General features: G+C 70.4%; 14 protein-coding genes and 2 pseudogenes. 8 read left to right on the top strand and 8 right to left on the bottom strand.

The features are described 5' to 3' along the window. Positions 1 to 11 precede the first annotated feature (11 nt). Positions 12 to 1,100 (top strand): fatty acid desaturase family protein, encoded by a 1,089-nt coding sequence (locus tag EJG53_RS36445; RefSeq protein ID WP_125048473.1) that lies wholly within the window; start codon positions 12 to 14, stop codon positions 1,098 to 1,100. A 101-nt stretch (positions 1,101 to 1,201) separates the two neighbouring features. Continuing rightward, positions 1,202 to 1,840, top strand: a complete 639-nt coding sequence (locus EJG53_RS44030; RefSeq protein WP_371858767.1) for a DUF5994 family protein — start codon at positions 1,202 to 1,204, stop codon at positions 1,838 to 1,840. 56 nt (positions 1,841 to 1,896) lie between these two features. Here the strand turns inward: EJG53_RS44030 and EJG53_RS36435 are convergent, their stop codons facing one another. Continuing rightward, positions 1,897 to 3,099, bottom strand: a complete 1,203-nt coding sequence (locus tag EJG53_RS36435) for an IS110 family RNA-guided transposase (protein WP_033035375.1) — start codon at positions 3,097 to 3,099, stop codon at positions 1,897 to 1,899. Between the two features lie 212 nt (positions 3,100 to 3,311). Between EJG53_RS36435 and EJG53_RS36430 the strand changes: the two genes are divergently transcribed. The 3 genes from EJG53_RS36430 (at position 3,312) to EJG53_RS36420 (ending at position 5,268) form a co-directional block, all read left to right on the top strand. Then, positions 3,312 to 3,701, top strand: coding sequence for a hypothetical protein (locus tag EJG53_RS36430; protein ID WP_078659541.1), 390 nt, complete (start codon positions 3,312 to 3,314; stop codon positions 3,699 to 3,701). Beyond that, complete coding sequence (locus tag EJG53_RS36425) at positions 3,698 to 4,165, top strand: DUF5994 family protein (RefSeq protein ID WP_063749331.1); 468 nt, start codon at positions 3,698 to 3,700, stop codon at positions 4,163 to 4,165. Before EJG53_RS36430 ends, EJG53_RS36425 begins: the two co-directional genes overlap by 4 nt. 101 nt (positions 4,166 to 4,266) lie before the next feature. After that, positions 4,267 to 5,268, top strand: a complete 1,002-nt coding sequence (locus tag EJG53_RS36420) for an acyl-CoA desaturase (protein WP_033035374.1) — start codon at positions 4,267 to 4,269, stop codon at positions 5,266 to 5,268. A 306-nt stretch (positions 5,269 to 5,574) separates the two neighbouring features. Here EJG53_RS36420 and EJG53_RS36415 read toward each other — a convergent pair whose 3' ends face one another. Then, positions 5,575 to 6,312, bottom strand: coding sequence for a GAF domain-containing protein (locus EJG53_RS36415; protein WP_125048472.1), 738 nt, complete (start codon positions 6,310 to 6,312; stop codon positions 5,575 to 5,577). Positions 6,313 to 6,679: 367 nt separating this feature from the next. Between EJG53_RS36415 and EJG53_RS36410 the strand changes: the two genes are divergently transcribed. From EJG53_RS36410 to EJG53_RS36400, 3 genes are all read left to right on the top strand, one after another. Further along, on the top strand, positions 6,680 to 7,423 hold the full coding sequence (locus EJG53_RS36410; protein WP_158710827.1) for an ANTAR domain-containing protein: 744 nt from the start codon (positions 6,680 to 6,682) through the stop codon (positions 7,421 to 7,423). Further along, positions 7,420 to 8,160 carry a GAF and ANTAR domain-containing protein gene (locus EJG53_RS36405; RefSeq protein WP_125048471.1) on the top strand — a complete coding sequence of 247 codons (741 nt, stop codon included), beginning with the start codon at positions 7,420 to 7,422 and terminating at the stop codon, positions 8,158 to 8,160. Before EJG53_RS36410 ends, EJG53_RS36405 begins: the two co-directional genes overlap by 4 nt. A 101-nt stretch (positions 8,161 to 8,261) precedes the next feature. Continuing rightward, positions 8,262 to 8,951 carry a GAF and ANTAR domain-containing protein gene (locus EJG53_RS36400; protein ID WP_033035372.1) on the top strand — a complete coding sequence of 230 codons (690 nt, stop codon included), beginning with the start codon at positions 8,262 to 8,264 and terminating at the stop codon, positions 8,949 to 8,951. A gap of 315 nt (positions 8,952 to 9,266) precedes the next feature. Here EJG53_RS36400 and EJG53_RS40825 read toward each other — a convergent pair whose 3' ends face one another. From EJG53_RS40825 to EJG53_RS43470, 6 genes and pseudogenes are all read right to left on the bottom strand, one after another. Continuing rightward, entirely contained in the window at positions 9,267 to 9,428 is a 162-nt protein-coding gene (locus tag EJG53_RS40825; RefSeq protein ID WP_154806424.1) for a hypothetical protein, read from the bottom strand. Between the two features lie 64 nt (positions 9,429 to 9,492). Continuing rightward, the gene (locus EJG53_RS36395) at positions 9,493 to 10,305 is read right to left on the bottom strand and encodes a GAF and ANTAR domain-containing protein (RefSeq protein ID WP_125048470.1); all 813 of its coding nucleotides are present in this window, start codon (positions 10,303 to 10,305) and stop codon (positions 9,493 to 9,495) included. 141 nt (positions 10,306 to 10,446) lie between these two features. Continuing rightward, positions 10,447 to 10,703 (bottom strand): annotated as a pseudogene (locus EJG53_RS36390) (IS110 family transposase); the annotation flags it as partial. A 21-nt stretch (positions 10,704 to 10,724) separates the two neighbouring features. Further along, positions 10,725 to 11,159, bottom strand: a complete 435-nt coding sequence (locus EJG53_RS36385; RefSeq protein WP_078659547.1) for an STAS domain-containing protein — start codon at positions 11,157 to 11,159, stop codon at positions 10,725 to 10,727. A gap of 424 nt (positions 11,160 to 11,583) precedes the next feature. After that, entirely contained in the window at positions 11,584 to 11,946 is a 363-nt protein-coding gene (locus tag EJG53_RS36380; protein WP_125048469.1) for a hypothetical protein, read from the bottom strand. An 869-nt stretch (positions 11,947 to 12,815) separates the two neighbouring features. After that, positions 12,816 to 12,920 (bottom strand): annotated as a pseudogene (locus EJG53_RS43470) (HipA family kinase); the annotation flags it as partial. Positions 12,921 to 13,529: the final 609 nt, after the last annotated feature.

Genomic DNA, 13,529 nt, shown 5'->3' with positions numbered 1-13,529 from the left:
GGAGCCACACCATGGCGACCGCCGTCCCCGGCCTGACTCCCGACCGGATCGAGGCAATCGGACAGGAGCTGGACCGAATCCGCGCCGATGTCGTCACCGGCCGCGGCGCCTCCGACGCCCGCTACATCCACACCGTGGTCGCCGTGCAGCGCGCGCTGGAGGCAGGGGGCCGCGCCGCCCTCGCCGTCTCCCTGCTGCCGCCCGCCTGGTTCGCGGGCACCGGAATGCTGACCACCGCCAAGATCCTGGAGAACATGGAGCTGGGCCACAACATCCTGCATGGGCAGTGGGACTGGATGGGCGACCCGGCCATCCACTCCACGACCTGGGAATGGGACTTTCCCTCCCCCGCCGACGCCTGGAAGCACACCCACAACCACCTCCACCACACCTACACCAACGTGGTCGGACGCGACCGCGACCTCGGATACACCATCCTGCGCATGAGCGCGGATCAGCGCTGGCATCCGGCTCACCTCCTCCAGCCGCTCTACGCCGCCCTCCTCGCGCCGGTCTTCGAGTGGGGCATCGCGCTGTACGACCTGGAGACGGACGCCGTCATCTCCGGTCGCAAGAGCGTCCGCCGGCTCGTCACCGACACCGCGGGGCTGGCCCGCAAGGCCCTGCGGCAATTCACCAAGGACTACCTCCTGTTCCCCTTGCTCGCGGGTCCGTCCGCGGTGCCGTGCCTTCTCGGCAACCTCACCGCCAACACCCTGCGCAACATCTGGGCGCACACCATCATCTTCTGCGGCCACTTCCCCGGCGAAGTGCGCACCTTCACCGAAGAGGAGGTCGAAGGCGAGAGCCGGGGCGAGTGGTACCTCCGGCAGATCCGGGGCTCGGCGAACCTCCAAGGCAGCCCGCTCTTCCACGTCCTCAGCGGCAACCTCGGCCACCAGATCGAGCACCACCTCTTCCCCGACCTGCCCAGCAATCGCTACGCCGAGATCGCCCACCGGGTGCGCAAGACCTGCGAGGCGTACGGGATCCCGTACGTGACCGGCCCGCTGCGCAGGCAGTACGCCTCCACCTGGAGCCGCATCCTCCGTTACGCGCTCCCGGGTACGACAGCGACACGGCGTCCCGACGGCTCCTGACGCCCCGCCCGCGTGCTTTGCGGGCCGTCCTCCGCTCGGGCCGCGCGCCTCCCGGGCGCGGTAGGCTGGCACTACCGGGAGCATTCCGCACACCGGCTCAGATGCCGGTGTCGTTCCCGGAGAGCGACGACCCCAGGCAGCCGACCCCGCCCGTCGTGGTGCCTCTCAGGTGGGAGCGAGCCATGACGGTGCTCGCCGAACCGACGCCCCTCTCTTCCGCCCGGCGAACGGCTGGGCTTTCCCTGGTGCCGGCGAGCCGGTCGGGTGGCCCGCTGGACGGCGACCGGTGGCCCTGTTCCCGCGACTTGGGGCGTGAACTACCTGCTCTCACCGCGACACTGGACGCGCTGTGGGACCGGATCACCCACATCACGGTGAATCCCAGCCACCGGCCGGTGATTCCGCGCAAGACGCCCGTGCACGATCATGTGGTGCGGGTGGGCGCATTCAGGGACGAACAGGACCCGCACGAGCTGTTCCTCGCCTCGTACACCGTCGGGCGCTGGGATCGGCTGATCCTGGCGCCCGAAACCGCCCCCGGCCGTGCCGCCGCGCTGACGCACGCCGCGGCCGATCCGCACGACGTCCGTACCGCCCGCGACTGGGGGAGGCGACCAGGGCACCGACGGTCCCGGTTGCCCAGGGGACGACGGACAGCCTGCACACGCTGCCCGGAAGCCCGGCATCCGCCCGGGGGCCGCACGCTCAGCGCACCGCCACGCCCCCGACGGCGACCGTGACCGACCACCACCCGCGGCCGCCCCCGCGCCGCCCTCAAGGAGTCTCAATGTTGAAGTCAAGCCGCTTGCGTGGCCGGTGGAACGGAGGTGAAGACCCGTCCGTCACGCAGCAGCGCCCACAGCACCCCGGCTCGTCGGCGGGCCAGGGCGATGACGGCCTGAACGTGCTTGCAGCCCTCGCCGCGCTTCTTGAGGTAGAAGTCCCGGTTCGGTCCCTTGCGCATCATGCTGGTCTGCGCGGACATGTAGAACACCCTGCGCAGGCGGCGACTGTAGCGCTTGGGCCGGTGCAGGTTGCCGGTGCGCCGGCCCGAGTCACGCGGGACCGGTACGAGTCCGGCCGCCGAGGCCAGGTGGCCTGCGTCTGCGTAGGCCGACAGGTCGCCGGCCGCGACGGCGAACTCCGCCCCGAGTATCGGTCCCATGCCGGGCAGCGACTCGATGATCTCGGCCTGCGGGTGATCACGGAACGCCTCTCGGATCTGCTTGTCGATCCGCTTCAGACGATCATCCAGGGCCAGGATCTGCGTGGCCAGCTCGGCCACGATCTGCGCGGCGACGTCCTCGCCGGGCAGGGCGGTCTGCTGGGCTTGAGCAGCCTCCAGGGCGGTTGCCGCGACGGCGTCGGCGCCGCGGACGCTCCGGTTGGCCAGCCAGGCAGTCAGTCTTGCCCGGCCGCGGCGGCGGATGGCAGCCGGGGTCTGGTAGCCCGTCAGCAGGATCAACGCGCCTTTGTGCGAGCTGTAGTCGAAGGCACGCTCCAGGGCGGGGAAGACGCCAGTCAGCACATCGCGCAGACGGTTGATCATCCGCACCCGATCGGCCACGAGGTCCGTGCGGTGGGCAGTCAGCAGGGCCAGATCGGCAGCCAGCTGGGCGGGCACGTCGATGGTGGCGAAGTCCCTGCGGTGGCGGGCGGTCTCAGCGATCACGTAGGCGTCACGGGCGTCGGTCTTGGCCTCGCCCCGGTAGGCGCCGGACATGCGGTTGACCGTGCGGCCGGGCACGTAGACAGCCTGTTGGCCGTGCGCTGCGAGCAGGGCCAACAGCAAGGCGGAGGACGTGCCGCAGATGTCCACCGCCCAGGACACCTTGTCCGCCAGGTCCAGGATCTCGCCGAGCGCGGTCAGGATCGCCGACTCGTCGTTGTCGATCTTCTTCGACCACAGGGTCGCGCCGGTCTCGTCGACCACCGCCGCCCAGTGGTGGCTCTTGCCTGCGTCGATACCGGCCCAGACCCGGGCCCGTCGCTCGCTCACTCGCCCCTCCTCGCGTCGCACGGCACGCCGTCGGCCCGAGGAACACCCCGCTGTCATCTCCGTAATCAGCGACCGCACGAAGCGCGCACATCTCAATCAGCAGCCGGGGCGCCCCGGAGGACCGGGCGGCCACTCCTCGGAAGCCACTGATGGCAAGAACGCATAAGCCACACCCGGCCCTCCCGGGCCGCCTAACAACTTACGGAGAACGCATGACACACCGTCGCCCACTGAGCAACCGCCCCGAACGCGCCACCCCTCGCCCGGGGGCCACTACGGCGGCCGAGGAGTCGTCGCCGGCGCCCGGACACGCCGATGTCCGCATCGTGGCGGCGTCGCCCGAAGCGGCCCGGCTGGTCGCCCAGACGCTGCGCGACCGCTATGCCGCCACCGAGCAGCGCAGCTACCCCACCGACGGGCCCGACGGCGGTACCAGGCTCCACTTCACGGTCGACACCGCCCGCACCCCCGGTACCGAAGGAACGTCCCCGCCGTGGCCGGTCACCGGCCCGCCCCACCACGACGAACTCACGAACGCCGCCCCCCGGCGGCCCCTACCTCCCACACCCGGCGAACCATCTGGAGACAGGCGGACACGATGACCAGCACCGACGCGCCAACGGCCGCCGCATACCAGGCCGTTCCCCTCCGCCTGGCGCTGCTCCCGCAGGGGAACGGACCGCACCGGATCGACGGTGCGTGGTGGCCGCACACCCGCGATCTCGCCACCGAACTGCCAGCCCTGCTGGATGCGTTGACGCCGCGCTGGGGCCGTATCACGCGGGTCACCGTGGACGACGCCATGTGGAACGCCGGCCCCCGCCGTCTGGTGCTCGGCCGTCGGGTGATCCGCGTCAGCCGGTCCGGCGGAACGGGCCACCGGCACACCGTGTGCCTGCTCGCCCTCGGCACCGGCCGGTGCGACCTGCTCGTCGTGGCGCCCGGCACCCCACCGGGGCGGGCCGACCGCATGATGACCAGCGCGTCCCGCACGGACGGCGACACGGGGCCGCGGTTGCGTCATGGGCACCACGCCCCGCACGCGGCCCCGTCCCACAGCACCTGACGACCGGCAGGAGCCACGCCGCACCGCTCCGGCATCCCGCCTTTCACCGGCCCGAGCCCCCGGCCGCACCGGACCCCTGCGACCAGGCCGAGGAGCCAGGCATGACCACGACCACCGCACCCCAGGCATCATCCGAACGGCCCGGGAGCCCACCCGCCTATGACGGGACCTCCCCCTTCCCGTGCCCCGGGCATCCCGCTGCCCGTACCGGCGCCCAGCGCCTCCAGTTGGTCCTGGCCGGGACCATCGTGGCGTTTCCCCTGTTGGCCGTGGTCCTGGCCGGGTGGGGGCTGTGGGGGCGCCTGCTCGCCCCGGCCGACATCGTCATCGCCCTCGTCTTCTACGTCGTCACCGGACTGGGCGTGACCGCCGGGTTCCACCGGGGCCTGACCCACCGCAGCTTCACCGCCGCCCGGCCGCTGCGCCTGGCTCTGGGGGTGGCCGGCTCGATGAGCTTCCAGGGGGATGTGATCGGCTGGGTCGCCACCCACCGGCGCCACCACGCCTTCACCGACCGCCCCGGTGACCCCCACTCACCGTTCCGCTACGGCACCAGCCTGCGCGGACAGCTCCGCGGCCTGGCCCACGCCCACGCCGGATGGCTCTTCCACCGCGAAACCAGCCTCCCGGCCCCTGCCGAACGCTACGCTCCCGACCTGCTCGCCGACCGCGGGCTGCGCGCCGTCTCCCGCGCCTTCCCCGCCCTGTGCGCCCTCAGCCTCGCCCTGCCCTTCGCCATCGGCTGGGGCGTCGGCGGCACCCTGCACGACGCGCTGACGGCACTGCTGTGGGCCGGCCTGGTACGCGTCGCCCTGCTCCAGCACGTGACATGGAGCGTGAACTCGCTGTGCCACATGGCCGGCAGGCGCCCCTTCCGCACCCGCCGTCACGACCGCGCCACCAACCTGTGGCCGCTGGCCCTGCTCTCCTTCGGTGAAAGCTGGCACAACCTCCACCACGCCGACCCCACCTGCGCCCGCCACGGCGTCGACCGCGGCCAGCTCGACCCCACCGCCGCCGTCATCCGCCTCTTCGAACTCCTCGGCTGGGCCACCGACATCCGCTGGCCCAGCCCCGCCCGCCTCGACCACTACCGCAAGTGACCCGACCGGAATGCTGAGTGGTCCCGCACCTCGCGTGGGCTGAACGGCACGGTGGCGTGGTATGCGTGGTGGGGGCCCTCGCGGCCCTCGCGTGCAACTTTCAGCTCGGGCAAGTGGCGAAAGCGGCACGGTGCCCTCGCTGGCCTGTGTGTGCTCGTCGAGACGACGCGGGGCCGGTGCCGGGCGGCGAGGGAGCAGGACGTGTCCTCCTCCGCCGCGGCGCCACTCCCGGCAGTTCCTCACCCGGCGGCCCCGGAATGCCGCGGCGCTGCACGGAGCGGATTCGAGGCCGGCCGTCGAGCTTCGTCAGGCCGTGGGTCCGGGTGGTTCGGGGGTGACGGGGAGGGTGTGGTGTTCGTGGACGATTGCGTGGGCGAGGACGACCAGGTCGGTGTCCTGGGTGTGGGCATGCGCGCGCAGCAGGGCCAGGGCCTGGCCGGTGGTGGCGGCGTGGCGGTAGCTGATCATGCCGATGGCCTGGTGGACGACGGCGTCGGTGGGCAGAAGCCAGGCGTGGGCGAGGTCGTCCTCGGCCGGCACCGGGGCAGTCAGGAGCAGGAGCTCGGCGGCATCGGCGTGATCACGGGCAATGTGCAGGTCGGCTGCGGTGAGCGGGCCGGGCCGGTCGCTGTAGAGAGTCAGGACGAGCCCGGCCTCCTGCGCGGGACCGGGGCCGGCCAGAACGGGCAGTGCGAACGCCGCCCGAATGTGGTCTTCCTGTGCGTGCCGGGCGTAGACGGGCCACTGGCGGGTGGCGTCGGAATCCCGGAGGTCGTCGGCGAGGACTGGTGCGCGTTGGCGCAGAGCCTGGACGCAGGGGCCTTCGCCGAGATTGATCTGCAATGCTTCACCCCGCTCGGCCAGGGGGCCGACGGCGCACAGCGAGACCCGCTGGGCCAAGGCGGCGTCGGCCGCGAGGGTCACTCCCACCGAGTAGGCGCCGTGCAGGGCCGTCCAGCAGGCTTCGCCGATCTGCCGGGCCGGGTGGTCCTGGCCTACGTAGCGGGCGGCGAGCGCCACGGCCTGCGGCCGGGGCCCGGTCACGGGGAGCTCGACGCGGCAGAGGGCGTACGTACACCCCAAAAGCGAGTCTCCATGGGAACGCGACCGATCTCCGGCATTCACCGCCGACGCTGCCCCGATCGGAAGCCAATGTCAGGGTTCGTTGGCGGTCAGTATCGCCTGCGGGCAGCCTGCTTCCTCACCCTACGCCTCCATCGGGCCCTGCACAGGGTTCGCGGGAAGAGAGGCGCCGTGGCCCGCTTGTTCGGGGGCCGCGTCCGGGCCTGGGCACCGCTTTTCCGAGTTCCACGGTCAGGTGTCCGCGCGACGTGAAGTTACCTAGACTGGTGGTCGTCGGGCCGTCCCTGTGCCGAAGAGGATTTCCCGAAGATCACGCAGGGAGGTGAAGGTGGGCACTGGCAGTGACTTGGCGGCCGTACTGGGGAGCCTGCGCCCCTCGCGCGGCACCACGGGCCTGATCGGCGCCGACCCGCACCTTTGTGCGCAGGTCCTGCGGGTGGACGGTCTCGCCGCTTCCGCGACGACCGACGGTGGCCTGGCTGAAGTGCTGTGGTCCACCCCGGGCGCCAGCACGCGGCTGGAGGACTGGCAGTACACCCTGGGCCAGGGGCCGGGCCCCGAGACGACCGCCTGCTGCGCGCCGGTGCTCGTGCCGGATCTGTCACGCGTGCCGACCGGCCGGTGGCCCGCCCTGCTGCCCCAGCTCACGGAGCTGGGCATCGGCGCCGTCTTCTGCCTCCCGCTGCACGTCGGCTCCGCCTGCCTGGGCACCCTGACCCTGCAGCGGGCGGCCCCCGGCCCGCTGTCGGACACCGCGATGACCGACGCCTGGATCGTGGCCAACGCCCTGACCGCCATCCTCCTGCAGGGTGGTCCGCAGCGGGACGCCTTCGCCGCCGCGGAGAACGAATCGGACTTCTACCGGGCCGCTGTCCACCAGGCCAGCGGCATGGTCAGCGTGCAGGCCGGAGTCTCACTGGCGCAGGCGCTGCTACGGCTGCGGGCCTACGCCTTCCGCCACGGGCGCACGGTGACCGAAGTCGCCGAGGACGTGGTGGCCAGACGACTGAGCTTCCGAGATGATGAAAACGGGCCGGGCACCGCTGCCGGCGAAGGGACTGAAGGGCCATGACACGTGAAGAGCAGCTGCTGGCGGCCATGGTCGAGGCAGTCGACACCCTTGTCGACGACTTCGACCTGATCGACTTCCTGCACCAGTTGTGCGACCGCTGCAACGAGTTGCTGGACGTGACGGCCGTGGGAGTCATGCTCGCCGACCCGAACGGCAGGCTCCACCTGATCGCCGCCTCCGACGAGCACACCCGGCTGCTGGAATTGTTCGCCCTGCAGACCGACCAGGGCCCCTGCGTGGAATGCCACCGCAGCGGCGTCGCCCGCCTCAACATCGATCTGCGCGTCTCCGCCCAGGTGGCCGCCTTCCCGCTCTTCGCCGAACGCGCCTGCCAGACCGGCTTCACCACCACCCACGCCCTGCCCATGCGGCTGCGGCAGCAGATCGTGGGCGCCATGAACCTCTTCGACGTGCGCGAGCAGAAACTCAGTGATCCTGACGCGCGGGTGGCACAGGCGCTCGCGGACGTGGCGACCATCGCCATCCTGCAGCACCGCACCATCGTGCACGGCAACGTCGAGCGGGCCCAGCTCAAAGCCGCCCTGTCCAGCCGCATCGTCATCGAACAGGCCAAGGGCATCCTGACCGAACGCTGGGACACCGACCTCGACACCGCCTTCAACGCCCTGCGTCAACACGCCCGCAGGCATCAACTTCGACTGACCACCATGTGCCGGCAGCTCATCGACGGCTCCCTGGACACCGGCGCCATACAACGCCCCGGTTGCTCCGCCTGATCGCATCGCCCGGCCCGCACCGATCCCGGCCCGGCACCCGCCCCAGCCCCCGGCGGAAGGACGGTCCTCCCGCCATACCGCCTCCGCCGTGCAGGGATCCCATGGACCATGATCATCGCGCCACAGCCTGGCAGCGCATCAGCGCCGCCGTTCTGAACGGCGGCCTCAGCCTCACCACCGGCTGCCGCGCCTGCGCCGACGACCTCGACGCCGACTTCGCCGGAATCACCTTGGTCGTCGCCGGTGAGCTGCGACTTTTGGCCGCGGCCACCGACGAACGCGCCCGGGCGGTGGAAGACGCGCAGTTGGTCACCGGGGAAGGCCCCTGCACCGACGCCTACACCCACCGCACCCTCATCGAAGCAGCCGACCTGCACCACACCGAACGATGGCCCGCCTATGTCCCCATTGCCTGCGAACAAGGAGCCCGCAGCGTCCTGGCCCTGCCTCTGACCTTCGACGACTTCCCCGTCGGCGCCCTGGACTTCTACCGCCGGGACCCCGTCCGCTTCACCCCCGCGCAGAAAGACCGCGCCGGCGCCTACGCCCGTATCCTTGCCCTCCTCGCCCTGGACGAGCATCCCCACCTGCTCACCGCCCCCGCCCGCCCCGCCCAGCGCGGGCCTCAGGGCTACCCACCCACCGTCCACATGGCCGCCGGCGTCCTCGCCGCCAAATACGGCCTCACCCCCGACGACGCCCTCGCCCGCCTGCGCGCCCACTCCTTCCGCCACAGCCAGCCCCTGCTCCACACCGCCCAACATGTCCTCGACACCCACGAACTCGACTGACACCCATCTGTCGGCCCCGCGGCCGTCACGGTCCTAGGGCGCGGACGAGGGAAGACCGGAGTGGCGCACGGCCGGATGAGCCGTCCGGCGAGGGCGGAGGCCGCGTCGGTGGTACCGCTGTGGGCCGGATACGGAGACAGTCGGGTGATCAGGTCGCGGCCGGTGTCTTCAGCGGCGCGCAACCGGGCACCGGCCTCGGACAGCACCGCGCTTCACTCGGCTCTCGACCGAAGCGTCCTCCGGCATCTGCGAGCGCTTCCTTCGGCGTCCGTGCGAGCCGGAAGGTCGGCAGGCGGCCGGTGATCACGAGTGCTCTCAGGGTGCGCTGATCATCGCGGACCAGGTAGAACCGTCCGACCGTGCCCGTACCTGCTGTCGGGCACGCAGGAGTTCCCGCGCTTCACAGCAGTCGATGAACATCGTCGAGCGCAGGTCGACGGACACAGCGGGTGCGTCACGGGCGATGGCACGCGTCATGCCGAAACGCATACGGGGTGCTGTGCACAAGGGGGCCGGATCGCGCCGACGCTACAGGGGCACGTCACCGCGTTCCCTGCCCAGGTGGTTCGGGGGCCCCGGCGGCAGGGTGAGGCGGGATAACAGTAGTTCCGTTGACGATGTCGCGGGCGAGGTCGACCAGGCGCAGGTGGTGGTGGCGGGCGTGGGCGCGCATGTGGTGGAAGGCGGTGTCGGGGTCGGTTTCGTGGCGGGCGGTCAGGAAGCCTTTGGCCTGTTCGATGATGGTGCGGGTGTCCAGGGCTTTTTCGAGCTGGGCGCGGACGGTGCGGTGCTGGTCGAGGGTGGTCTGCTGGAGCAGGGAGATGGCGGTGGCGTCGGCCAGGGCGCGGGCCAGGTGCCGGTCGGTTTGCAGCAGCGGCCCGGGGACACGGCGGAAGAGGTTGAGCACGCCGATGGTGTCGGCGCGAAGCCGGATGGGAGTGGCGTGCACAGAGGTGTAGCCGGCGGAGTGGGCGCGGGTGCTGAAGCGCGGCCAGCGCGGTGAGGGTGTGGCGTTGAGGGTGTGGTCGACGGAGGTGGCCTGGTGGAAGGCGGTGCAGCAGGGGCCTTCGCTGGCGTCGAGTTCGAAGAGTTCGACCAGGCGTACGCGTTCGGAGGAGGCGGCGACCAGGCGTAGCGGTCCGCCGGGCAGGGCGAGCATGACACCGGCGTCGCCGATGTCGAGCAGGTCCATGCAGTGTTCGGCGACGCGGTAGAGGAATTCGGCGGGGTCGAAGTCATCGACCAGGGTGTCGGCGAGGTCGATCAGCGCGGCGGTGATCCGCGCCTCGCGCGGCAGCCGGGAAGGACCGTTCTTCGCGGACGGATCCGGCGGCGGAATGGGTGAGCTGGACATGGGCGGCCTCCGGTCAGGACGGTGCCAGCAACCGTGGCCGGAAGCACACTACGGGGTCTGGGTGGAATACCACCCGGGCGGGGACTGGCTTATCACTAAACTACTCTTCCCCGGGGGGGGACCTCTACGTCTTTCGTCAAGCGAAGCGAGGTGTTTTCCGGATTCGTGGAAGGTGCCGCCGCCGACGGTGACCAGCAGGACGGCGGCGGTCCTGACCGCGAGCCCCGGCATTGAGGTCAGGACCTGGTGCAGAGGGTGTGCCTCCAACAGTTCGCTGATCTGGGCTTCCAAGGATCGTCGTTGTTCGTGGACGGCCGCCAGGGAGCGGGCCGGCGACGGAATGACGATGTCGGGGGGCCGGTGCCGGGAACGACGACGGTCCGCTCGTCGAGCGCGTCGAGTGAACATCGAGGGTTGCGTCAGGGGCGAGTTCGGCCCTCCAAGTGGAGCAGGGCCGCCGCGATTGCCTGATCGACCGTGGGCCGCGGGCAGAGAACTTCGCTCAGCCCGGCCAGGCACAGGATGCGCAGGTGCCAGGGACGAACGCAAACCAGCCCCAGGTAGCCGCCGTGTGCCACGGCGCGTCGGCGGGCCCGGCACAGCAGGGACAGGGCTGAGCCGTCGAAGAAGTCCACCGGTCGGAGGTCCGCCAGCATCCGGGGGCCGGGGAGAGTGAAGGCGGCCTCCAGCAAAGTACTGGCGTGATCGGAGGTGAACAGGTCGAGGTCGCCGCGCAGCTCGATCACGGTGAACCCCTGCACGGCATAAGGGGGTTTGTGGTCGCCTGGTCCGTAAACATTCCCAGAGCCGGATGAAGCCTGGGATCCGGCTATGCGGCGTGTGGTCTTCGCCATGGCGTAGTCCTGGATCGGCACGCCCCGCGCCCGGATGGTGACGAGATCGTGTGCTGAACAGACAGCACCCGGGGTCCAGGGGCGACGGGTCGAAGATAGCCAGGTGTGCCGGGTGCATCTGCTCAGACCCTCGCCGGTTACCCCGTACGAATGAACGCCGACCAGTTCCGTACTACATCGAGCGGGCTCCTCACCCTCGACCGGCACAGACTGCCCGCTCATAGCGCCTTCCACGGCGGGCAGCGTCTCGATGAAGCGCGGATGACAGGCGTCGGTTCGGAGCCAGTTGAGGCCATGGGCGAGCCGGCGACCGGACGCCTCGTTCTCCGTCCGGGGCACGCGCCGGTTCAGCAGCCGCGCCGGCCGGTCCGGCTGCCGCCTGTCCCGCCCCGCGCCCGAGTTCGCCTGCCCCTGGGAGGTGGCTTCAGGGTGCGGCGAGGGCGGCGCGGACGGTCTTCCCACGGATCATCGACGATCTCCAGGTGCTGGGTGAGGGCGTGCACGATGACCAGACCCCGGCCGCTCTCGGTGTGCACGGTGAGCGGGAATATCCAGGGCCGGCACACAGACTCAGACGGCAACGGCTCTCGGTGTGCCGGATGACATTGGCGACCAGTTCGGTGACGATCAGCGCGGCATCGCCGGAGTCGGCTGACGGCGGGTCGGCGCGGGCCAGGAAAGCGGTGGTCAGCCAGCGGGCCCAGAAGACGGTCTCATGGCGATGCGGCAGGAGGTACTCGGCCCGGGCATGCGGGTGGATTCGTGCGGCGATCGTCGATCCCCCCAAGGAACAGCTCATCGCGGTCCGGGCGGCGGGCCGCCGCCCGGTGACCGGTGCGCCTTTCGTGTACCCCGTCCGGGCAACGCGGACGCGGAATAGCGGCGGCGCCCTTGTCCACGGACGCACGCCGTCGTCTGTACGCCCCGGTGACCACCCTCCGGTATCACCGCGTACTTGCCCCGGCCCGACGATTCACCGTGCGCTGTCTCCTTGTACGCGATGCCCGGGCGTACTCACTCGTTTTGGATCATGCTTCTACGCCATGTGCCATGTGGTACCGCTCAACGCGTCCCGCATTGGTGCCGGGCTGCCCGGAAACGCCTGCGCCGGCCCCGCCCGTTCCGTGCGCGCCATGATGAGTGGAGAGACAGCATTTCCCCGAGTCCCTCTGTTCGGCGACTGCCCGATCAGCACGACGTCACCGGCCTCGTGTCACCACCCCGCCCCTCTCCAGCACCGCACCGAGCGGCCCATCACCAGCTCCGGTGCTGGTACCAAGATCCGGACCATACGCGGACCAACACTCCCCGAGCGCCCGTGGCATGTGCCGACGCAACAGGTCAGCACCACAATGAGTCCTGTACCACCAGCAGACGAAGAAACTGCGGGCCGTTTCGCCGTCCCACACCCAGCCCTCCCGGGTCACGCAGCGTACTCACCAAAAGTCTCCGTAAGGACTGATTGCCCGCGTCCCCGCCCCTCACGGCCAGTCCTCTCTGGGGAGAATCCGGGGAGTATGGAGGCCGCTGGGGAGCGGCTGGGGAGAATCGGCTGCGTAACGCGGCACGACGCCGAAAGACGCCGAAGGATCGTTCTGCGCAGGTCAGAGGCCCGAAGGGCCACATACCCGCAGGTCAGCCCGGTCTGGTAGACGACTTCATGACGTACGTACCGAGATCGTCGGCCTCGACGATCCCCGGAAGCGACCCGCCTTCACGCAAGGGCGTGACGTAGCGGGTCGCGATGACTTCGGACAACATGCGGATCAGGCTACTTCCTGGGCTTCGTCGCAGGTCAGGGGCGTACGGGTGAGACAGCACGATGGTTTCGATGCAATCATATCGGTGCGGGCGCATCGAATACACTCCGGTCGCCGCCCTCATTCGAGGAAGCCCGCGAAGGGACTTGGGGAGAACGCGGGGAGTTTCAATCTTCAACCACGGCTCCCGCTGGATGGCCAGGCCGCCCAAATATGAGCAAGTCAGGCTCATCTGTCCCTATTTGACCGACGATATGGACCGTCGAGCACCTCGGGCCGGCCCGCAACCATCCGCCCAGGAGTGAAGCGTGACACCCAAAGGCTCGTGACCGGATCACGGCTGGTGCGTTCATGCTGATGTTCGCCGAGATCGCGGCGGCGGCGCTCGGAGGCTGAGCAAGTTGCGTGCGTCGCACCGACCAGCCTCGGACATGCGCGCTGCGCACCGCCGGCCGACGATGAGTGGGCGGCGTCGGACCCGTTGCCACCGGCAGGCGGCATCCGGTGCGGGAGGTGCGTCCGCAAGTGACGCACGCGGCGTCCGGCCGACGTGACCGGGAGGGGGCGCCACAGTGTAAACTCGAACCAGATTCGAGATTGACATTTGACG

Origin of the sequence: Streptomyces chrestomyceticus JCM 4735, assembly GCF_003865135.1 — a bacterium.
In the GTDB taxonomy this organism is placed as follows: Bacteria; Actinomycetota; Actinomycetes; order Streptomycetales; family Streptomycetaceae; genus Streptomyces; species Streptomyces chrestomyceticus.
Note: the sequence above shows the minus strand (reverse complement) of the source record. Positions and strands in the feature narration are given on the sequence as shown.